At 71.7% G+C, this 21,906-nt stretch carries 16 protein-coding genes; 11 read left to right on the top strand and 5 right to left on the bottom strand.

The genetic code is table 11. The features are described from left to right. Positions 1-124 precede the first annotated feature (124 nt). From ACWD2L_RS15430 to ACWD2L_RS15400, 7 genes are all read left to right on the top strand, one after another. A complete protein-coding gene (locus ACWD2L_RS15430; RefSeq protein ID WP_351334585.1) occupies positions 125-2,140 on the top strand; it encodes a serine/threonine-protein kinase in 2,016 nt (671 codons plus the stop codon). 86 nt (positions 2,141-2,226) lie between these two features. After that, positions 2,227-4,287: a serine/threonine protein kinase gene (locus ACWD2L_RS15425; RefSeq protein ID WP_351334583.1), complete on the top strand. Its 2,061-nt coding sequence runs from the start codon at positions 2,227-2,229 to the stop codon at positions 4,285-4,287. 135 nt (positions 4,288-4,422) lie between these two features. Further along, the gene (locus ACWD2L_RS15420) at positions 4,423-6,066 is read left to right on the top strand and encodes a serine/threonine-protein kinase (RefSeq protein WP_351334680.1); all 1,644 of its coding nucleotides are present in this window, start codon (positions 4,423-4,425) and stop codon (positions 6,064-6,066) included. Between the two features lie 66 nt (positions 6,067-6,132). Further along, entirely contained in the window at positions 6,133-7,731 is a 1,599-nt protein-coding gene (locus ACWD2L_RS15415) for a serine/threonine-protein kinase (protein WP_351334580.1), read from the top strand. Between the two features lie 75 nt (positions 7,732-7,806). Further along, on the top strand, positions 7,807-9,447 hold the full coding sequence (locus ACWD2L_RS15410) for a serine/threonine-protein kinase (protein WP_351334577.1): 1,641 nt from the start codon (positions 7,807-7,809) through the stop codon (positions 9,445-9,447). A gap of 132 nt (positions 9,448-9,579) precedes the next feature. Further along, positions 9,580-11,208 (top strand): succinic semialdehyde dehydrogenase, encoded by a 1,629-nt coding sequence (locus ACWD2L_RS15405; RefSeq protein WP_351334574.1) that lies wholly within the window; start codon positions 9,580-9,582, stop codon positions 11,206-11,208. A gap of 44 nt (positions 11,209-11,252) precedes the next feature. Next, positions 11,253-13,055 carry a GMC family oxidoreductase gene (locus ACWD2L_RS15400; RefSeq protein ID WP_351334571.1) on the top strand — a complete coding sequence of 601 codons (1,803 nt, stop codon included), beginning with the start codon at positions 11,253-11,255 and terminating at the stop codon, positions 13,053-13,055. A 306-nt stretch (positions 13,056-13,361) separates the two neighbouring features. On the opposite strand, the gene ACWD2L_RS15395 is transcribed toward ACWD2L_RS15400, so the two are convergent. Then, complete coding sequence (locus tag ACWD2L_RS15395; RefSeq protein WP_351334568.1) at positions 13,362-13,622, bottom strand: chorismate mutase; 261 nt, start codon at positions 13,620-13,622, stop codon at positions 13,362-13,364. A gap of 411 nt (positions 13,623-14,033) precedes the next feature. On the opposite strand from ACWD2L_RS15395, the gene guaA reads away from it, so the two are divergent. Beyond that, a complete protein-coding gene (gene guaA, locus ACWD2L_RS15390; protein ID WP_351334565.1) occupies positions 14,034-15,614 on the top strand; it encodes a glutamine-hydrolyzing GMP synthase in 1,581 nt (526 codons plus the stop codon). Positions 15,615-15,688: 74 nt separating this feature from the next. Here guaA and ACWD2L_RS15385 read toward each other — a convergent pair whose 3' ends face one another. Then, positions 15,689-16,177, bottom strand: coding sequence for a pyridoxamine 5'-phosphate oxidase family protein (locus ACWD2L_RS15385; protein ID WP_351334562.1), 489 nt, complete (start codon positions 16,175-16,177; stop codon positions 15,689-15,691). Positions 16,178-16,296: 119 nt separating this feature from the next. On the opposite strand from ACWD2L_RS15385, the gene ACWD2L_RS15380 reads away from it, so the two are divergent. Further along, positions 16,297-17,088, top strand: coding sequence for a class II aldolase/adducin family protein (locus ACWD2L_RS15380; protein WP_351334559.1), 792 nt, complete (start codon positions 16,297-16,299; stop codon positions 17,086-17,088). Between the two features lie 20 nt (positions 17,089-17,108). Here ACWD2L_RS15380 and ACWD2L_RS15375 read toward each other — a convergent pair whose 3' ends face one another. Beyond that, entirely contained in the window at positions 17,109-18,005 is an 897-nt protein-coding gene (locus tag ACWD2L_RS15375; RefSeq protein ID WP_351334557.1) for a DUF4429 domain-containing protein, read from the bottom strand. A 151-nt stretch (positions 18,006-18,156) separates the two neighbouring features. On the opposite strand from ACWD2L_RS15375, the gene ACWD2L_RS15370 reads away from it, so the two are divergent. Then, the gene (locus tag ACWD2L_RS15370) at positions 18,157-19,428 is read left to right on the top strand and encodes a hypothetical protein (protein ID WP_351334554.1); all 1,272 of its coding nucleotides are present in this window, start codon (positions 18,157-18,159) and stop codon (positions 19,426-19,428) included. A 102-nt stretch (positions 19,429-19,530) separates the two neighbouring features. Then, entirely contained in the window at positions 19,531-20,055 is a 525-nt protein-coding gene (locus ACWD2L_RS15365; RefSeq protein ID WP_351334552.1) for a DoxX family protein, read from the top strand. A gap of 262 nt (positions 20,056-20,317) precedes the next feature. Here ACWD2L_RS15365 and ACWD2L_RS15360 read toward each other — a convergent pair whose 3' ends face one another. Both ACWD2L_RS15360 and ACWD2L_RS15355 read right to left on the bottom strand, forming a co-directional pair. Then, the gene (locus ACWD2L_RS15360; protein WP_451189785.1) at positions 20,318-20,554 is read right to left on the bottom strand and encodes a hypothetical protein; all 237 of its coding nucleotides are present in this window, start codon (positions 20,552-20,554) and stop codon (positions 20,318-20,320) included. Further along, positions 20,544-21,839: a PspC domain-containing protein gene (locus ACWD2L_RS15355; RefSeq protein ID WP_351334549.1), complete on the bottom strand. Its 1,296-nt coding sequence runs from the start codon at positions 21,837-21,839 to the stop codon at positions 20,544-20,546. The genes ACWD2L_RS15360 and ACWD2L_RS15355 overlap by 11 nt, the downstream gene beginning before the upstream one ends. Positions 21,840-21,906 lie beyond the last annotated feature (67 nt).

Genomic DNA, 21,906 nt, shown 5'->3' with positions numbered 1-21,906 from the left:
GGTGCGGGCGCACCATTGTGGGACGTTCCTGTGCGTGTCGGGTGGGGGTGACCCGGCGCGCGGAGTGGTGGTCCAGTGATGGGACAATGAAGGCTCTGTCAGGGCGGGTTGCTAGAGGGGACGCATGTCGGAGGCGGAGCGGGCGGGCGAGGCCCGTGAAGACAAGGGCACTCGTCAGGATTCATCCGGTCGGGACGATCAGGAGGAGTCCGTGACAGCTCCGGAGGGCCGGCTGCTCGCCGGCCGGTACCGGCTCGGCGATGTGCTGGGCCGGGGCGGCATGGGCACCGTGTGGCGGGCCAAGGACGAGACACTCGGGCGCACGGTGGCGGTGAAGGAGCTGCGCTTCCCGGGCGCCATCGACGACGAGGAGAAGCGCCGCCTGATCACGCGTACGTTGCGTGAGGCGAAGGCGATCGCGCGGATCCGCAACAACGGCGCGGTGACGGTCTACGACGTGGTCGACGAGGACGACCGGCCGTGGATCGTCATGGAGTTGGTCGAGGGCATGTCCCTCGCCGAGGCCATCCGCGAGGACGGACTGCTCGAACCCCGGCGGGCCGCCGAGGTCGGGCTCGCCGTGCTCGACGTGCTGCGCTCCGCGCACCGCGAGGGCATCCTGCACCGCGACGTGAAGCCGTCCAACGTGCTGATCTCGGAGGACGGTCGCGTTGTCCTGACGGACTTCGGGATCGCGCAGGTCGAGGGTGACCCGTCGATCACCTCGACTGGAATGCTGGTCGGCGCGCCCTCGTACATCTCGCCCGAGCGTGCCCGAGGCCACAAGCCGGGGCCCGCCGCCGACATGTGGTCGCTCGGCGGTCTGCTGTACGCGGCCGTGGAGGGTGTGCCGCCGTACGACAAGGGGTCGGCGATCGCCACGCTGACCGCCGTGATGACCGAGCAGGTGGACCCGCCGAAGAACGCGGGGCCGCTGGAGCCGGTGATCTACGGGCTGCTCGACAAGGACCCCGACCAGCGGCTCGACGACGCGACGACGCGGTTGATGCTGAACGACATCATCCATGCCCCGGAGCCGAAGCCGGCCCCCGAGCCGGAGCCGGTCGAGGCCACGAAGGTGGTGCCGCTGCCGCCCGCTCCCGCGCCGAAGAAGCGCAAGGAGCCCAGGAAGCCCAGGGAGAAGGGCGCCGCGGCGGCCAGGGCAGCTGCCGCGAAGGCTGCCGCCGCCTCGGCCGCGGCAGGTGTCGCCGCCAGGAGCGAAGAGACCGCGGAGAAGATGCGCGGCGCCCTGAAGAACGTACGCAAGGCGGCCGCCGCCGCGACGGCTCCGAAGGCGAAGTCGGAGGAGCCCGGGGCGACCGCGCCCGCCGGCCCGGCCGCGGGCGGTGGGCGCCCGGGTGGCACGGCCGTCCTCGCGGACGCGCTGCGGGGCCGCTCCCTCGTCATCGGCGCGCTCGTCGTCGCGGTCGTCGTGCTCTCCGGCATCCTGGCCCTCGTCCTGAACAACGGCGACGGTGCGGACGCGAAGGGCGGCGGCGACAAGGGCGCGTCGTCCGGGGCCACGGCCGGCGCTGACGGCAAGAACGACAGTGGCGACAAGGACGCCGGCAGCGGTGCCAAGGACAACAAGGGCTCCGGCGGCGACAAGAAGCCCTCCGGGAGCGCGTCGGCGAGCGGCTCCGCGTCTCCCAGTACGAGCGCGAGCGCCTCGCCCAGCGGTGACGCCGCCGAGGGCAAGTCCGCCGCGGCCGTCAAGGAGACGTACAAGCACTCCCAGGGCTTCTCGATCGGCCTGCCGAAGGGGTGGAAGTACGTCAAGACGCAGGCGGCGGGGGCCCGTTTCACCGGGCCCGACGGGCAGCGGTTGCTGATCGGTTGGACCAGCAGCCCCAAGTCCGACCCGGTCGCGGACTGGCGCAACCAGGAGAAGTACATGGTCCGCTCCCAGTACCACCGGGTGCGCATAGCGTCGGTGGACTACCGCGACTGGAAGACGGCCGACTGGGAGTTCACGTACGCCGACGGCGGCACGAAGTGGCACTCGATAGACCGGGGGACCGTGGTGAACGGGTCGCTGGGATACGGGCTGATGTACACCGCCAAGGACTCCGACTGGGGTGGCGAGCAGCGCAAGTCGACCTGGAAGGCATTCACACAGACGTTCAAGCCCAAGTCCTGAACCGGTGGGCCGTGCGGCACGTATCGTGAATGTTTGGGGACCGTGCGCAGTCGCTCGGCAGAGCCGGTGGATCAGGGGGAGGCGTCGTGGACGAGTACGCGGGGCGGGTGCTCGCCGGCCGGTACCGGCTGCCGGTCCTCTCCTCGGACGCGTACGAGTCCCCGGCGGCGGAGACGCGGGCCTTTGACACGTACAGCGGGCAGGAAGTCCTCGTGCGGCAGGTGCCGTTGCCCGAGGTCGTCGAGGCGGAGGTCCTTGACGCGGACGGGCTGCCGGAGGGGTTCAGGCCCGGCGGGGATACGGGGCGGGAGGCCGCTGAACCTTCCCCAAGCTCTCAACTCCGTTCGAGCAGGGGAGGCCCCATTGTGGCGCGCGCCGTCGAGGCCGTGCAGGCCGCCGCGCGGATCCCCGACCACCCCCGGCTCGACCAGGTCTTCGACGTGTTCGCCGAGGGCGGTTCGCTGTGGATCGTGAGCGAACTGGTGGCGGCGCGGCCGCTGTCCGCGCTGCTCGCGCGTGGGCCGCTCAGTCCCTACCGGGCCGCTGAGGTCGCCGCCGATGTGCTCACCGCGTTGCGGGTGCTGCATGCGCACGGGTGGGTGCACAGGAACGTCACGGCGCGGACGGTGCTTGTCTGTGACGACGGGCGGGTGATGCTGACCGGGCTTGCCGTGGGGGCGGCGGAGGAGGCGTTGTGCGGGTATGACGTGGCGCCTGCGGTCGAGCGGGATCCGGATGAGGTGGAGTCCGTGGGTGTGGGGGCCGGTAAGGCCGTTGTGCCGGCTGCCCGGTGGAGTGAGCTCATATCCGGGGGTGACGACTCGGGGCTCCGCCCCGGACCCCGCGCCTCAAACGCCGGCGGGGCTATATCTGCCGAGCGGTCCCGGCAGGTGCGCATGACCGTCATCGGTCCCGTCACCGAGCGGTGGGCGCCCGAGCAGGCGTATCCGGTGCAGGAGAACTGGCAGTTGGCGGCGCCCGTCGGGCCCGCCACTGATCTGTGGGCGCTCGGTGCGTTGTTGTTCCGGGCCGTGCAGGGGCACGCCCCGTACCCGGAGGAGTCCACGCCCGAGCTGGTGCAGATGGTGTGCGCCGAGCCGCCCGCGTTCGCCGAGGAGTGCGGGCCCGTGCGGCCGGTCGTCGAGTCGCTGCTGCGCCAGGACCCCACCGAGCGGCTCGACATCGAGGAACTGCGCGGCTGGCTGCGGTCGTTGGTGCGCTCCGCGCCGGAGCCGGAGGCGGGGGTGAACGTCATCCCCGCGCCCGCCTTCGACGCGGCCCGGCTGCCCGTCGTACGCCGCAGGGGAGAGCTCGTCCGCAAGCGGCGGGCGCGGGTTCCGGCCACCGCGGGGCAGCACGGCCGGCACAAGCGGGGCCGGGCCGTGGAGCGCGCGCCGCGGCCCGCGCGCGCTCCACGTACGCGCCGGCCGAGATCGCTCGGGCGCTGGCTGCTGGTGCTGATCCTGCTCGCGCTCGTGGGCGCCGTGGCGTACGCGATGGTGTTCATGCCGAAGTCGGGCCAGGGCGCCGGGGCCGGGGCCGCGGGCGCCCGGCAGGAGAACGCGGCGGGTGCGGCGCCCTCCGCCTCCTCGGACGACCGGGGCAAGCCGTCGCCGGAGCCGTCGAAGTCCGCCGCGTCTCCGTCGGGCAAGCGCAGTTCGACGCCCTCCTCCACCAAGCCGCAGTCTGACGTGGCCCCCGGTTTCGTGCTGCGCGAGGACGCCGCGGGGTTCGAGGTGGCCGTCGCCAAGGGGTGGCAGCGGACGGGGAAGAACGGGCGGGGGCAGGTCGTCTACGCGCACGGCGCCTTCGAGCTGCTCGTCGTCCCCGGGCGCGACTCCACGGCGAAGTACGGCAAGGACCCGATGAAGTATCAGCGGGAGGACGAGCACGAGTTGCAGCCGTTCCGGGACTCGACCTGGGCCACGTCGAGCGGCATGAAGAGCATCGACGTCGGCGGACGGACCATGGCCGAGGGGCAGTTCACCTGGCAGGGGTCCGACGGGCGGGAGATGTACGTCCGCAATCTCGCGATGGTGGTCGGCGGCAGGTACCACGTGGTGCAGGTGCGCGGCCCGGAGGCCGAGCGGGACGAGGTCACGCGGCTCTATCAGCAGGCGTACTCGACGTATCGCTACGGTGGTTGAGCCCGCGCGCCACAGCCGTCGAGCCCGCGACAAAGCGTCACAGTGCGGTCTCTGTGGGACCCCGGCTGTTCCGTGTGTGGCGACTGATCCCTAGTGTGAACCGGGTCGACACAGTATCGGGGAAACGTGAATCAGATGCAGGGCGAGGTCCTTGCCGGGCGCTATCGGCTCGGTGAATCCATAGGGCGCGGCGGCATGGGCCGGGTGTGGCGTGCGCACGACGAGGTGCTGCACCGTACCGTCGCCGTGAAGGAGCTGACGGCTGCCCAGTGGGTGGCCGAGGCGGACCGGGCCGTCCTGCTCGAGCGTACGCGGACGGAGGCGCGGGCCGCCGCGCGGATCAACCACCCCGCCGTCGTCACCGTGCACGACGTGCTTGAGCACGACGACCGGCCGTGGATCGTCATGGAGTTGGTCGAGGGGCGGTCCCTCGCCGACGCGGTCAAGGCGGACGGGCGGGTCGAGCCCGCAGAGGCCGCCCGGATAGGCCTGTGGACGCTACGGGCGCTGCGTGCCGCGCACAACGCCGGTGTGATGCACCGGGACGTGAAGCCCGGCAATGTGCTCCTCGCAGGCAACGGGCAGGTCAAACTCACGGACTTCGGCATCGCCCAGGTCGAGGGCGACTCCACCATCACGCGGACCGGCGAGATAGTCGGCTCCGTGGACTACCTCGCGCCCGAGCGGGTGCGCGGGTCCGACTTCGGGCCCGCCGCCGACCTGTGGGCGCTGGGCGCGACGCTGTACACGGCCGTGGAGGGGCTCTCCCCGTTCCGGCGTACGTCGCCGATCGCCACGATGCAGGCCGTCGTCGAGGACGAGCCGGAGGCGCTGGAGAACGCCGGGGCGATCGGGCCGGTCATCGGCGCCCTGCTCAGCAAGGACCCGGCCGACCGGCCCACCGCCGATGAGGCGGAGGTGATGCTTGCGGAGGCGGCGGAGGGGCGTCGGCCGAGTGCGGCGCAGGCGTATGTGCCGACGCAGGTGCATGTGCCGGCGGCGCCGGTTCCGGTGGGGCATGTGTCCGGGCAGCCGACCGTGACGATTCGGGACACCGGTCCTGAGTCGCGGGGCGCTGCCCCGGACCCCGCGCCTCAATCGCCGGCGGGGCTTAAGAGGCGGCGGTGGCCCAAGGTGGTTGCTGCTGTTGTGGCTGCTGCGCTCGTGGGTGGTGGCGGGGCGTTGGGCGCCATGTATTACATCGATCAGCGTGCGGCTGACAGCAGCAGTGCGGCGACGGGGCAGGACTCCGGGAGCCAGGACTCCGGGGGGCAGAGCGGATCCGGCGACAAGGACGAGGCAGTCCCCAAGGACGGGTCGATCCCCGACAGTTGGGTGCGGCGGGACGATGTCGAGGGGTTCAGCCTGATGCTGCCGCCCAGTTGGAAGCGGCAGCAGGAGGGTTCGCAGATCGACTACACGCCCGACGGCGGGCAGCGGTTCGTCCGTATCGCCATCGACAAGGCCTCCGACTGGAAGGACTCGTACCAGCACCAGCTGGACCTGGAGAAGGGGCTGCGGCCCAAGCTGCCGGACTACCAGCGGGTGTTGTTGCAGTCGAACATGTTCCGGGACCAGACCGGGTCGCTGTGGGAGTTCAGCTGGACCGCCGGGACGCAGGACACGACGTCCGGGCCGCGGCACGCCATCGAGCAGACCTACCGGGCACACGACGGCACGGAGTACGCCATCTACCTGTCCGTCCCGGAATCGGACTGGCCCGACGCGCGACAGCAGTTCGACGCGATACTGCGCGGCTGGGAACCCGAGAGCTCCTAGGCACGTGAGGGCCCCTGGCCGGAAGCGTGCAGTCCCGGTGAACAAGCGTGCGGCATGATGGGGCGCATGGGGACCGAGGGGGACAACGCCCGTGTGATCGCCGGGCGTTACCGGCTGGAGGCCAGAATCGGCCGCGGCGGCATGGGCGTCGTATGGCGGGCCGCCGACACGCTGCTGGGTCGTCAGGTGGCCGTCAAGGAACTCGCCGTCGACGAGACGCTCTCGGAGGACGAGGCCGACCAGCAGCGCGAGCGGATGCTGCGCGAGGCGCAGGCCGTGGCCCAATTGCGGCATCCGAACGTGATCGTCGTGCACGACGTGGTGCTGTACGAGGAACACCCGTACATCGTCATGGACCTGGTCGGCGGCGACTCGCTGGCCGAGCGCATCACCAGGGAAGGCTCCGTCGAACCCCTGGAGGCCGCCCGGATCGGGCTCGCGCTGCTCGGCGCGCTGCGCGTCGCCCACGCCGCGGGCGTGCTGCACCGGGACCTGAAGCCCGCGAACGTACTCCTGGAGAGCTCGACGGGCCGGGTCGTCCTCACCGACTTCGGGATCGCCCAGGTCGAGGGCGCCACCACCCTCACCGAGACCGGCGGCTTCGTCGGCTCGCCCGAGTACACGGCACCGGAGCGGATGGCGGGGGAGCGGGCCGGCGCGGGGGCCGACCTGTGGTCGCTCGGGGCGCTGCTCTGCGCGGCGATGAGCGGCGAATCCCCCTTCCGCCGCGACTCGTTGGGCGGCATCCTGCACGCCGTCGTCTACGAGGAGATCAGACCGCCCGAGGAGGCCGAGCCGCTGCTCCCGGTGATCCGCGGCCTGCTGGAGCGGGACCCCGCGCGCCGGATGAACCTGGACGAGGCCGAGCGGCTGCTGCGCGCGTACATCGCCACCGGGGCGACGCCGCAGCCCGCGGTCCCCATCCCGCTCGTGCCGCGCGTGCTCTACACCCCGACGCAGGCGAACGTGCCGATGGCGCGGCGCAGACGTGTCGTGTCGACCCGGGCGCTGCTCGTCGCGGCGGCGCTGGTGGCCGCGCTCGCGGGGGCCGGGGTCGCGACCGCGGTGCTGCTGGCCGGGGACAACGGCAAGACGCCCGCGCCGCCGCCGACGACCACCGTCTCCGCCTCGACCGGTACGCCGTCCGCCTCCGGCTCGCCCTCGCCGACCTCCACGGTCACCGTGACCCGGCCGGGGACCCGTACGCCGGACGCCGGGGCCCCGCAGGGCTATCGCACGGTCACGGACCCCGAGGGTTTCCGGCTCGCCGTGCCCGAGGGGTTCACGCGCTCCGTGGACGGGCCGCGGATCTTCTACATGTCGCCCGGCAAGACCTACCGCATCGGCGTCAAGGTGGGGCGCACGGAGAGCGGCGGCCCCGGCGCCGTGCAGCGGCGCTCCGACGCCGGAGGGCCGAAGAACAATCCGGGCTACCGTGCCGCCAAGGTCACCGACACCTCGCACAACGGGCACGACGCCGCGCTGTGGGAGTTCACCTGGAACGGGTTCAGCGAGGCCGAGGGCGCCCGGCACACCGTCGACCTGTGCTGGGAGGAGGGCGGCCGGATGTACGACGTGTGGGTGTCGGCCCCCGTCGGCGACACCGCCCGGGCGCGCGCCCACTTCGACGCCGCGGTCGACAGGTTCGCGGTGCCCCGGGGGTGAGGCCTCGCATCAGCGTGGTCACAACTCCGTGCTCCGAGTGGTCCCAGGCGTGTCCCGCAAGGTACTTATGGACCCATGAGTGACAACGGGGGAGCCGCACACGGCCCGAACGAGCCCACCAGCTTTGCCCTGCAACCGCCGCAGCAGCCGTACGTGCCGCACCCGGGCAACCCGTACGCCGCCCAGCCCACGCAGGTCTCGACCGAGCAGCACGAACCGGGCGCGGGGCGGCTCGTGGCCGGGCGCTACCGGCTGCTGAGCAAGCTGGGCCACGGCGGCATGGGCACGGTGTGGCGGGCGAAGGACGAGACGGTGGACCGCGAGGTCGCCGTGAAGGAGCCGCGCCTGCCGGACCACCTGCCGGAGCGGGAGCGGGCCAACGCCTTCGAGCGGATGCGCCGCGAGGCCCGCGCCGCGGCCCGGCTCGACCACCCCTCCGTCGTGAACGTGCACGACGTGGCGGTCGAGGACGGCCAGCCGTGGATCGTCATGGAGTTCGTGCAGGGCCGCTCGCTCGGCGCCGCCCTCCAGGAGGGCACGCTCGGCGTCCGCGAGGCCGCCCGCATCGGCCTCGAGATGCTCGGCGCCCTGGAGGCCGCGCACACCGGCGGGATCCTGCACCGTGACGTGAAGCCGGACAACGTGATGCTCGGCCGCCACGACCGCGTGATCCTCACCGACTTCGGCATCGCCCAGATCGAGGGCGAGACGAATCTGACCGATACGGGTGGCTTTGTCGGCTCGCCCGAATTCATCGCCCCGGAGCGGGTCCTCGGTCAGCGTCCGGGCCCCGCCTCCGACCTGTGGTCGCTCGGCGTCGTCCTGTACGCGGCGACCGAGGGCGTCTCCCCGTTCCGCCGCAACAACACGCCCGCGACGCTCCAGTCCGTGCTGAACGCGACGCCGGCCGCGCCCGCCGCCGCGCAGGGCCCGCTGGCCGACGCCATCAACGGGCTGCTGCAGAAGGACCCGGCGCGCCGGCCCAACGCGGCGCAGGTGCGCGTCCTCCTGGAGAAGGCGGCCGAGCCGCCGTCGCAGGCGCCGACCCAGGTCGTCCAGATCGGCTCCGCCCAGGGCGGCCTGCGCCTGGGCCGCAAGACCCTCCTGGGCATCGGTGCGGGCGTCGTGGTGGCGGCCGTCGTCGCGTACCTGGTCGTCGCGAACCCGTTCGCGGGGCCGCTGCCGGACGGGTGGAAGGAGTTCGAGGCGGGGGCGCCACTGGACACGACCGTCGGCCTGCCGGACACGTACATCCCGATCCCGGACGAGGACGACAAGTCGGTGATGACGTACGCGGATCCGAGCGGCGCGATCACCGTGAACCTGTCGCGCGCGGACCACAAGGACGAGGTGGCCGACATCGCGAGCACGGCCGACGCCGAGGCCTCCAAGGACTCCGAGGACATCAAGGGCGGCACGTTCAGCGGCGCCGGGGCGTCGATGTCGAGCGACACCAAGAGCACCAGCGAGACCGACTCCAACGTCACGTACCAGGACCGCGACGCCGCGCTCAACACGATCACGTACGGCGTGCGAAGCATCGGCACGGACTTCGACAAGGACATGCCGCGCGAGGCGAAGGCCTTCTACTACAAGAGCAAGGCCGGCGACATGTACCGGCTGTGGGTCGACTACCCGGGCAAGGGCGACTTCACGGAACGCGGTCGCGAGGTCGCCAAGGGTGCCATCGCCAACCTGGAGGTCAACAAGCTCTGAAGTCGCGTTCGTTGGTGGCAAAGCCCTGATCAGCGGCTTTGCTGCCAGCGATCACTGGCGCGGTGTGTGCAGTCGGTGAAACCTGTTACCGACGGGTACCGAAAGCGGACGCCCGGACTTACGCTCGCCCGTATGACGCAGTCGCAGGCCACCCCCGAGCACGTGGCAGAGAAGACCCGCACGAACCCGGTCGCGGCCGCCCCCGAGGGTGCCCGCACGGCCGTCGACGTGGTCACGCCCGACCTGATCGCGCGCCTCACGCGGGACGTGGTCGGCTCGGGGCGGACGGCGAACCACACGCCGTTCACCGGCGAGAAGCTGGCCGACCTGCCGGAGTCGACGCCCGAGGACGTCGCAGAAGCGTTCGAGCGGGCTCGCGCCGCCCAGGAGGTCTGGGCGAAGACGCCGGTCCGCAAGCGCGCCGCCGTCCTGCTGCGCTTCCACGACCTGGTGCTCGCCCGCCAGGCCGAGGTGCTCGACCTGATCCAGCTGGAGACCGGCAAGGCCCGTCTGCACGCGCACGAAGAGGTGCAGGCCGTCACGGTCGCCGCCCGGCACTACGGCCGCAAGGCGTCTTCGTACCTGAAGCCCAAGGGGCACACGGGCGCCGTCCCGACGCTGACCAAGGTCACCGAGCTGCGTCAGCCGCGCGGCGTCGTCGGCCAGATCGCGCCGTGGAACTACCCCCTCGAACTGTCGGTGGGCGACGCGCTCCCCGCCTTCGTCGCGGGCAACGCGGTCGTCATGAAGCCCGACACGGAGACCTGCCTGACCGCCCTGTGGGCGCGCGACCTGCTGATCGAGGCGGGCCTGCCGTCCGAGGTCTTCCAGGTCGTACTAGGCGAGGGCCCGGTCGTCGGCCCGGAGCTGGTCAAGCACGCCGACTACGTCTCGTTCACCGGCTCCACGCGCACCGGCCGCGAGGTCGCGCAGGGCGCCGCCGCGCGCCTCGTCGGCGTCTCCCTCGAACTGGGCGGCAAGAACGCCATGCTCGTCCTTGAGGACGCCGACGTGGAGAAGGCCGCGGCGGGCGCGGTCCGCGCCTGCTTCTCCTCGGCCGGTCAACTGTGCATCTCCATCGAGCGGTTGTACGTCCACGAGTCGATCGCCGACGCGTTCGTGGCCCGGTTCGCCGCCCGCACCAAGGGGATGCGGCTCGGCCGGTCCCTCGCGTACGGCGCGGAGATGGGCTCGCTCGTCGGCGAGCGGCAGCTGGAGACGGTGACGCGGCATGTCGACGAGGCCGTCGCGAAGGGCGCCACGCTCGTCGCGGGCGGCACCGCGCGCCCCGACATCGGCCCGTACTTCTTCGAGCCGACGATCCTGGACGGCGTCGAGGCCCCCATGTCGGTCTGTAACGAGGAGACCTTCGGCCCGGTCGTCTCGATCTACCGCTTCAGCGACGAGGACGAGGCGATCTCGCTCGCCAACTCCACGGCGTACGGCCTGAACTCCTCGGTCTGGACGAAGAGCGCCAAGCGCGGCCACGAGGTCGCGGCCCGCCTGCGCACCGGCACCGTGAACATCAACGAGGGGTACGCGCCCGCGTACGGCAGCGTGCAGTCGCCCATGGGCGGCATGAAGGAGTCGGGGCTCGGCCGCCGGCACGGCTCCGAGGGCATCCTCAAGTACACCGAGGCGCAGACGGTCGCCCACCAGCGCGTGATGCCGATGGCTCCGTCGTTCGGCATGGACGACGAGCGCTACGCCGCGTTCATGACGGTCAGCCTCGGCCTGATGAAGAAGTTCCGGCTGAAGTAGCCGACGGCCGTTCCAACGTTCAAAGTTCAAAGGAGAACGCACACGTGACGCAGGACGGCTACGACTACGACGTGGTGGTCATCGGCTCCGGCTTCGGTGGATCCGTGTCCGCCCTTCGCCTCGCCGAAAAGGGCTACAAGGTCGGCGTGCTGGAAGCGGGGCGCCGCTTCACCCCGGCCACGCTCCCCAAGAACTCCTGGGACCTGAAGAACTACCTCTGGGCACCGAAGCTCGGCATGTACGGCATCCAGCGCATCCATCTGCTCGGGAATGTCATGGTCCTGGCAGGCGCGGGGGTCGGCGGCGGTTCGCTGAACTACGCCAACACCCTCTACGTACCGCCGAAGCCGTTCTTCGAGGACCCGCAGTGGGCGCACATCACGGACTGGCAGGAGGAGTTGAAGCCGTATTACGACCAGGCGCAGCGCATGCTCGGCGTACGGCTCAACCCGACGATGAGCCCCGCCGACGTGCACCTGAAGGCGGCGGCCCAGTCGATGGGCATCGGCGACACCTTCCACCTGGCGCCGGTCGGTGTCTTCTTCGGCGACGGCAAGGACGCCGAGGGCGAGTCGAGGGCGGCCCCGGGTGCGCAGGTCGAGGACCCGTACTTCGGTGGCGCGGGCCCCGCCCGCAAGGCGTGCACCGAGTGCGGCGAGTGCATGACGGGCTGCCGGCACGGCGCGAAGAACACCCTCAACGAGAACTACCTGTACCTCGCCGAGAAGGCGGGCGCCGTCGTCCACCCGATGACGTCGGTGGTCTCGGTGACGGACGACTCGCGCGGCGGCTACGCGGTCGCGACCCTGCCGACGGACGACAAGAAGGCGGCCGGACGCACCTTCACCGCCCCGAAGGTCGTCGTCGCGGCGGGCACGTACGGCACGCAGACCCTCCTGCACCGCATGAAGGCGAGCGGCCAACTGCCGCACCTGTCCGCGAAGTTGGGCGAGCTGACCCGCACCAACTCCGAGGCGCTCGTCGGCTCGCAGACCACGAACCGGCGCTACAAGAAGAAGCACGGCGTCGCGAAGGTCGACTTCACCAAGGGCGTCGCGATCACGTCCTCGATCCACCCGGACGCGAACACGCACATCGAGCCGGTCCGCTACGGCAAGGGCTCGAACTCGATGGGCGGCCTGTCGGTCCTGCAAGTTCCGTACGCGGAGGGCTCCTCGCGGGTCGCCGGCTGGCTGGCGAACGTGGTCAAGCACCCGTCGCTGATGGTCCGCTCGCTCTCCAACCGCCGCTGGTCGGAGAAGACCATCATCGGTCTCGTCATGCAGTCCCTCGACAACTCGCTGACCACGCATCTGAAGGCGGACGGCGTCGGCAAGGGACTGCTCACCGCGCGGCAGGGCCACGGCGCCCCCAACCCCAAGCAGATCAAGGCGGCGACCGAGGGCGCCTCGGCGATCGCGGCGGAGATCAACGGGTTCGCGGGCTCCAACGTCGGCGAGCTGATCGGCACCCCGCTGACCGCCCACTTCCTGGGCGGCTGCCCGATCGGCGACTCGGCCGAGACCGGCGTGATCGACGCGTACCACCGGGTCTACGGCCACCCCGGCATCTCGGTCGTCGACGGCGCCGCCGTCACCGCCAACCTCGGCGTGAACCCGTCCCTGACGATCACGGCGCAGGCCGAGCGGGCCCTGTCGTACTGGCCGAACAAGGGCGAGGAGGACACCCGGCCGGAGGTCGGCTCGGCGTACCGGCGGCTCGCGCCCGTCGAGCCGAAGAGCCCGGCGGTCCCGGCGGAGGCCTTCGGCGCGCTGAAGCTGCCGCTCCTCGCGGTACCCGAGGTGCCGCCGAAGAAGGATGAGCAGAAGCCGCTGCAGACCGGCTGATCCCGCTCGGAGGGGTATGGGGTTGTACTACGGAGTCCGGTCGGCCTCGGGCGTCCCCGAGGCCGACCGTTCTCTGGTGTGACCGGGCTGCTGTCCCCTGCCGTCCGGTCACTTGTCTGGAGCGAGGTCCCACGACGTATGGCATGACCCGATACGTCTCAACGCTCCAGCGGAGCCACGCGTGGTTCGATCGGCCCGCCCCTGGCTGGCACGGACACCGGGACCAACGAAGCCTGTGCCAACGGGTCACGCGCCGTATGGGTGAGGACGCAACCGAACTGAGGTGCCCCGCCCTGCCGGAGCCGGTCAGATCCGGCCCCGGCACAGTTCGAGCAGCGTCATGGCGAGCGAGGTGCCGGGCTTGTCGAGCGCGTCCCTGTAGCGCCCGAGCACCTCGTTCTCGCGCGACAGGTTCACCCGCCGCCCGCCCGAGGCGATCCGGGCCTCCTGGACGACGGCGGAGACGGCCATGCGTTCCTGGACGAGGCCGATGATCCGGTCGTCGAGCGCGTCGATGCGCTCGCGGGCACCGGAGATCACGTCGGTGGTGGTGTCGGTGGTGGTCATGAGGGGCTCCTCTGGCGTGGTGGCGGAGCCCCGGACCGCCAAGCCCCGGAAACGCCAGACGCCCCGGACCTTGTCGGCCCGGGGCGCCTGGTGAAGTGCTTGTCAGTGGTTCAAGCAGCACGACCATGGCATCCGGCGGGCCGGCTGCCATAGGTAAAGACGAAGGTCGTGAGCGAGAACATGCCGTCACTATAACCCCGCCTCCGTGACCATCAAGTCCCGAGGACGGACCATCAAGCCCACGCGGCCATGGCGCCCACAATCAGGCCCTGCGGCGATGGTGCCCACAATCAAGCCCCTGCGGCGATTGAGCAGCGGGGTCCGGGGCAGAGCCCCGTGACGCCGACCACGGGTGACCTACCCGGTAGAATCGGCCACACGACCCCCCGCTAAGCCGCCGGAAGGCAACCCGTGTCATCAGCGACCTCCGCTGCCGCCGCCCCCGACACCGTCCTGGTCGTCGACTTCGGTGCGCAGTACGCCCAGCTCATCGCCCGCCGCGTCCGTGAGGCCCGGGTCTACAGCGAGATCGTCCCGAGCACCATGCCGGTCGACGAGATGCTCGCCAAGAACCCGGCGGCGATCATCCTCTCCGGCGGCCCCTCGTCGGTCTACGCGGAGGGCGCCCCGAGCCTGGACCGCGCGCTCTTCGAGGCCGGCGTCCCCGTCTTCGGCATGTGCTACGGCTTCCAGCTGATGGCCACGGCCCTCGGCGGCACCGTCGACGACAACGGCGCCCGCGAGTACGGCCGCACCGCGCTGTCCGTGTCGAAGGGCGACTCGACGCTCTTCGAGGGCACCCCGGCCGAGCAGCCCGTGTGGATGTCGCACGGCGACGCCTGCTCCGCGGCGCCCGAGGGCTTCACCGTCACCGCGTCCACGGACGTCGTACCGGTCGCCGCCTTCGAGAACGACGAGAAGAAGCTGTACGGGGTCCAGTACCACCCCGAGGTCATGCACTCGACGCACGGCCAGCAGGTCCTGGAGCACTTCCTGTACCGCGGCGCCGGCATCACACCGTGCTGGACGACCGGCAGCGTCATCGAGGAGCAGGTCGCCGCGATCCGCGCCCAGGTCGGCGACAAGCGCGCGATCTGCGGTCTGTCCGGCGGCGTGGACTCCGCGGTCGCCGCGGCCCTCGTCCAGAAGGCCATCGGCTCCCAGCTGACCTGCGTGTACGTCGACCACGGCCTGATGCGCAAGGGCGAGACCGAGCAGGTCGAGAAGGACTTCGTGGCCGCGACCGGCGCGAACCTCAAGGTCGTCGACGCGTCGGAGCGGTTCCTGAACGCGCTCGCCGGGGTCTCCGACCCCGAGGAGAAGCGCAAGATCATCGGCCGCGAGTTCATCCGCGTCTTCGAGCAGGCCCAGCTGGAGATCCTCCAGGAGGACGGCCCGGAGGTCGCGTTCCTCGTGCAGGGCACGCTCTACCCGGACGTCGTCGAGTCCGGTGGCGGCACTGGCACCGCGAACATCAAGTCGCACCACAACGTCGGCGGGCTCCCGGACGACATCGAGTTCTCGCTCGTCGAGCCGCTGCGCCAGCTGTTCAAGGACGAGGTCCGCGCGGTCGGCGCCGAGCTGGGCCTGCCGGACGAGATCGTCCAGCGCCAGCCGTTCCCCGGTCCAGGGCTCGGCATCCGCATCGTCGGCGACGTCACGCGCGAGCGCCTCGACCTGCTGCGCGAGGCCGACGCCATCGCCCGCGAGGAGCTGACCGCGGCAGGCCTCGACCGCGAGATCTGGCAGTGCCCGGTCGTCCTCCTCGCGGACGTCCGCTCGGTCGGCGTCCAGGGCGACGGCCGCACGTACGGCCACCCGATCGTCCTGCGCCCCGTCTCCTCCGAGGACGCCATGACGGCGGACTGGACGCGGATGCCGTACGACGTGCTCTCGAAGATCTCGACGCGGATCACGAACGAGGTCAAGGACGTCAACCGGGTCGTGCTCGACGTGACGTCGAAGCCCCCGGGCACCATCGAGTGGGAATAGTCCGCAGCTCGTAGTTCGTAGTTCTGTGAAAGTGCCGTCCACCCTCGGGTGGGCGGCACTTTCACTTGCGTCGCCTACGACCGCTTCATGACCCGGACCGCCTCGCCCGGCGTCCACACCTGCACCACCAGGTACGTGTCGTCCTCGACGTACGTCCTGGTGACCTCCGTCGGCTCGGTGCGGAACAGGTGGAAGTCGTTCGGGTCGGGGACCTCCACCCGGTCCGTGTAGCGGGCGATGGTCGCCGGGTCCTCGACCAGGTACGCCCGGCCGCTGATCCGGGCGTCGCCGCCGCCCATCGTCTGGCCCTCGCCCGGGTTGGCCTGCACCGCGAACCGCGGATCGCGCAACAGGTCGCGGGCCTTGAGCGAGCCGGGCATCATGCCGAGCCAGAACTCCCCGTTCAGAAACCGTACTTCGAGCCCGCTGGTGCGCGGCGAGCCGTCCTTGCGGAGTGTGGCCAGGACGTGGTGGGTGTGCTGCCCGAAGCGGTCCTCGACGGTCTTGGCGAGTTCCGGTTCGGCTTCGGTGAAAGTGGCCCAGGTGGCCGCGTTCGACGTCATGGTGGCGAGTCTCGCGCGCAATCCCGACGTCTTCTGTCCGGTATCCCCGCGCGTTTCGCCGCATTCTTTTCACACGACGGCCCTGTCACCTTGGCGGAAGCGGAGGTACCTTCCGCAGCATGTCGACGCAGCCCCCCGCCCCGATACCCCACGACCAGCTCCGATTCGCGATGCCGCCGCGGCACGAGACGTACGCCGACGAGCGCAGGTACCGCAAGGAGCGGCTCGCGGGCGCCCTGCGCGTCTTCGGGCGGGCGGGCTACGAGGAAGGGGTCTCCGGGCACATCACCGCCCGCGACCCGGAGTACGACGACTGCTACTGGGTCAACCCGTTCGGCGTGCCCTTCAGGCACGTCACGGTGAGCGACCTCGTGCTCGCGAACGGGGACGGGCAGGTCGTGGACGGCCGCTTCCACGTCAACCAGGCCGCCTTCACCACGCACGTAGCAGTGCACCGCGCCCGCCCCGAGGTGGTCGCGGTTGCGCACTGCCACTCCACGTACGGCCGCGCCGTGGCCGCGCTCGGCGAACTGATCGAGCCGATCACGCAGGAGGCCTGCGCGTTCTACGAGGACCACGCGCTGCTCGACGAGTACACGGGCGTCGGCGTGGACCCGGAGGAGGGCAAACGGATCGCCGTCGCCCTCGCCTCGCACAAGGCGCTCGTGCTGCGCAACCACGGGCTGCTCACGGTGGGCGACTCGGTGGACGCGGCGGCCTGGTGGTTCATCGCCCTGGAGCGGGCCTGCGAGGTGCAGTTGGCGGCGCGTGCGGCGGGGCGTCCGGTGCTGATCGACCGGCGGCAGGCGGTGGCGACCCACGAGCAGACGGGCAGTGACCTCGTGGGCTGGATCAACTACCAGAGCCTGTGGCAGGACATCACGCGCAGCGAGCCGGACCTGCTCTCCTGATACTTCTGATACGTGGGTGATCAGCGGAAGTCGCGCAGCACCGCCCGTTTCGTCGCCGCGAACTCCTCGTCCGTGAGCACGTGGCTGCGGTGCAGCTCGCCCAGCTCCCGCAGGCGCCGCAGCAGCACGTCGTGGTCGGCCCGCCGGGGCAGCAGCGGAGGAGTGCCGCGCGGCGCCGAGGGGTGCGGGAGGCGGGCCGTGACCGCCGCGGCGACGAGGGCGGTCAGCAGGTCCTTGCGGGCGTTGCCCCACAGGTCGAGGGCGTACGGGTCCTTCTCCGCCGGCAGTTTGGAGTGCGGGGAGCCCTTGGAGTGCGGGGAGTCCTTGGAGTGCGGGGAGCCCTTGGGGATGAAGCGCATCACCCCGTCCTCGTAACCGGAGTTGGGGACCCACTCGACCTCGTCGAGGTCGTCGAGCGCGATGACGCGGGGGCCCGTGGAACGCTTCACCCGGTCCGAGGTCTCGCTCCAGTCGATGCGGACCCGGCTGCCGTCGAAGGAGACGAGGCCGTCGCTGGAGCGCACCGAGACCGGCACGGCGGGCCCCGGGACGAGGTACGAATCGGCGGGGCCCGGCGGGAGTTGTTCGAGCAGCAGGGCCTGGCGGATCTCCTCGGCGACGTACTCGGCGACCCCGGAGCGGTCCGCGTCGACCGTGAGCCGGTACGGGTCGGCGGTGTCCGGGAGGCGGCCGCCGGTGGCCTGGAGCAGCGGGTCCGAGGCCTCGCGCAGGGTGAGGCGGAGACGGCCGCGCTTGCGCTCGGGTTCGTAGGCGACGCCGGCGACGGCGGTGAGCGGCACGTCGATCTCGCCGTAGGTCTGCCGCAGCAGGGCGACCGACCGGTGCAGACCTGGTGTGATGCGGACCGTGGTCCCGTCGAAGGCCCAGGTTCCGTCACGCTGGATGATCTCGGCCATACGGAAATTCTCGCAGTGACGTCAATACTCCGGTCAATGCAGGTCAAAGCCGTTCACCCGTGCGGGGTGGGCCCGTGCGACGTTCGCGCCCCCGGCGTGCGGCACAATTCGCCTTCAAGGTGCGGAAGTTGACGAGGGTGGGGCGGCGGCAGTGGCGGTGCAGGAAGCGCGGGACGACCGGACGGCGCACGAGGGCGGGTGTACCTGTGGCGACTGTCCGCGGGGGGCGCGCGAGGGTCATCGCAGGGCCGTTGCCCGATTTGCGGCCAAGCGGGATGAGTTGGCGGCGGGGCACGGGTTGCCCGCGGCCGTCGCGTACTCGGCGGGGGCGTCGCGGCAGTGGATCTCCGACGAACTCACCCAGTCCGCGCGGGCGATGGCCGACCGCGGCCGTGAGGAGGGCGTGGCCTGGTTCACCCGGCTGTGGCCGCGCACGCTGTACGTGGTGTGGGGCGGCGTGTGCGCGCTGCTGATAGGCCAGTCGCTCACCGCGATCGGCGCCGGCTGGACCGCCGCCCGCACGGCGGGGCTCGTGGCCGCGTTTGTGGTGGCCGGACTGCTCACCGCGGCCGGGTATCTGCACCGGGCACGCGGCGGCCTGCTCGCGCCGCTGATCGGCGAGGACAACCGCCTGTCGACCTCGCGGGCGGTGGCGTGCGGCGTGCTTCTGCCGACCGTGTACGCGGTCCTCGTCCTCGCGGGTGAACTGGCGCTCGCGGCCGACCCAGGGCGTCGTGACGCGCTCATCGGCGGCCTCGAACTTGCGCGCGGGGCAGGCCTGTTGACGGTGCTCGCCGTGGTGTGCGGGGTGGCCGTGCTGGTGCGGCGGGTGGTCGGGGTCCGGGTCGGCGGGCAGCGGCTGCAGAAGCTGCGGGCGCCCCGGCCGCGCGCCGCCGACGTGCTCACCGACGACTCCGGGCGCGGCAGCTTCACCGACATCCAGTACGTAGCCGTGGGCGCGGCCGCCGTCGTCTGGGCGGTCGTCCGCCTCGCGCGCCGCCCCGACCAGCTGCCCGACCTGCCGTGGTCCCTCGCGGTCCTGGTGGGCGTGTCCGCGGCGACGTATCTCGCCGGCAAGTACACGGAGGGCGGCCGGCCGGCGATCCTGTCCGTCGTGCGGGCGCGGGAGGCCGGGGACCTGGACGCGCCGATCCGCACCGGCGACGACATCGAGATCCGCGGCTCCGGGTTCGTGCCGCCCGGCGCGGGCGTCGTGGACCAGCTCGCTCGGGTCGCCGTGCGGATCGGCCCGGTCCACGTCCATGTGCCGCTGGTCCCGGTCCCCGGCGGCTTCACCAACCCGACCGACGCGCTGCTCACCGTGCCGGTTCCGGTGGACGTGGAGCCGGGTCGGGTCGAGGTGCAGGTGATCACGGCGGCGGGCGTGGAGACGAACCGCTGCGGCATCGACGTCGTCGACTGAGGCGGCCGAACGGCTTCCGCGCTGAGCCGGGGCGTGCTCTCGTACGTATGGTCAGGTAAAGACACCAGGCGCGAGCGGCGCGCGAGAGGCGGCGGAGCGGCTATGGCGCACAGCATGCGATCCGACCTGACCACGAACTACGGCCCGCCACGGGGCGGCTGGCGCGAGACCGCGCAGCGGTACGCCCTGGTGCCGCTGCGCGCCTTCCTTGGCGTCACGTTCATCTACGCGGCCTTCGACAAGCTCACCGACAGCGCGTTCTTCAAGGCCAGTGGGGGCGGCTCGATCGGTGACCAGATGCGGGGGGTGCGGGACACGTCCGCGATCCCGGAGCTCGTCGACCTCGCGCTGAAGTCGCCGGCGGGGTTCGGCTACGCGATTGCCTTCGGCGAGCTGGTGGTCGGGGTCGGCACGCTGCTCGGTGTCCTCGCGCGGCTCGCGGCGGTCGGCGGGGCGCTGATCTCGTTGAGCCTGTGGCTGACGGTGAGCTGGGCGACGGAACCGTATTACCTCGGGAACGACTTGGCGTATCTGATGGCGTGGCTCCCACTGGTTCTGGCGGGAGCGGCGGTGTGGTCGGTGGATTCCTGGTGGCGGGGCCGAAGGCTGCGGTCGTCCGAGTATTGAACCGGACGCGGTGACGGCCACGGGGCTCCGCCCCGGCCCCCGCGCCTCAATCGCCGGCGGGGCTCGAAAGCCCGGGGCTCCGCCCCGTACCCCGCTGCTCAATCGCCGCAGGCGCTTGATGTGCCCACCCGCCGCTGGGGCTCGGTGTGCGCGCCCGCCGCTGGGGCTTGGTGTACGCGCCTCAGGCGCCGGCAGGGCTGGATCGCCTCAATCGCCGGCGGGGCTGATGGTCCCCCGGCGGCGATTGAATGGCTCGGGTCGGTTATTTAAGCCCCTGCGGCGATTGAGCAGCGGGGTCCGGGGCGGAGCCCCGGGGGCGGGTTGCCAGGCGCCGGGCCGTGCCGACGACCGCCGCCACGCACAGCCCCCCGCCCACCAGCGGAATCCCCACGAACCACGGCGCGTCCCACGCGCCCCCCGCATCGCCGAAATACACAACCGCCGTCACCATCAGCACCAGCCCGGCCACCAGCCGCCCCGGATGGAATTCACGCCGCACGATCCACCTCCACCTGTCCGAGCCCGACCTCGACGTGCACCTCGATCGTGCCGGAGGCCTTCGCCGCGGGAATCGTGATGTTCCGGTCCAGTCCCGGCCGGATGTCCACATCGCGCGACACATCGGCGGGCAGCCGGATCGCACCGACCCCGACCTCCAGGTGCAGCTCGGCGTCGGCGTCCGGGGGCAGCACGATCCTCGCCCGCCCCGCACCGACCTCGACGTGGGTGGCGGTCGTGGCGCCCTTGGCGATGTCCACCTTGGAGAGGTCGAGCGTGCCGTCGCCCGAGCCCAGTTCGTAGTTCGGCCGAACATCCGCCGCGCGCGCGGGCGCCCAGTCGGTGCGGGCCCACTGCGTGCTGATGTTCGAGGGCAGCGCGGCGGACGCCGTGAGCAGGCCCGCCGTGATCAGCGCGAGGAGGATCGAGCCGACCCCGGTGCGGCCGCGGAACGCGCTCACCGCGATGCCGAGGCCGAACACGGCGAGCGCACAGGCCAGTCCGGTCTGCAGGCTGGCGTCGAGGGTGCGCTCGTCCCACGTCACGCCCGTGCCGATGCCGCCCGCGATCAGCGCGCCGAGGAACGTCAGCGCGCCGATGCCGCGCGGCCCGGCGGGCCGTGGTGGCGCGGCGGGCCCGGCGGAGACAGGCCCGCGCCAGGAGCCGAACCGCGCCGCCGCCGGGCGCTCCTCGGCGCCCGGCGGACCCCACAGGTAGCCGGTGCCTCCGTCGTGCGTGCCGTCCTTCACGATCGGGTCGCGCCACCACGAAGGCCCGCGCGCGACCGGCGGCGCCTGCGCCTCCGGCGGCGCGTCCGCGACGGCCTGCGCGGCCACCGGGTCCGGATCGGCGGTGCGCCGCGCCTGCGACCAGTAACCGGCCCCGGCCAGCAGCAGCGCGAGCACGACGGCGAAGGTGAGCGCGCCCCCGTTGTTCAGCATGGAGAGGAACACCCCGCACCCGACGAGCGCGGTGACGATCGCGGCAAGGCCAGGACCGTCCACCCGCCCCGTGAGGAGCTTGCGGAACTCGTTCTCGTCCTCGTCCTCGTACGGGACGAACAGCCACGCGAAGCCGTAGAAGATCAGCCCGACGCCGCCGGTCACCGCGAGCACCGAGAGGCCGATGCGGAAGATCACCGGATCCATGTCGCACTGCCGGCCGAGCCCCGCGCACACCCCGCCCAGCGTCTTGTACCGCCGGTCCCTGCGGAAGCCGCGCAGCGGCCTGGCCGGTGTCGGGTCGGGGGCCACGGTGTCCGTGTCCTGAAGGGGCTGCTCCGTCATACGTACATCGTGACGGCCGGGACCCGCCCGCGGCAGCCGGGACAACCCTGGCCGAACCCTGAGATCA

The sequence above is a fragment of the Streptomyces sp. NPDC002754 genome, assembly GCF_053592315.1.
Note: the sequence above shows the minus strand (reverse complement) of the source record. Positions and strands in the feature narration are given on the sequence as shown.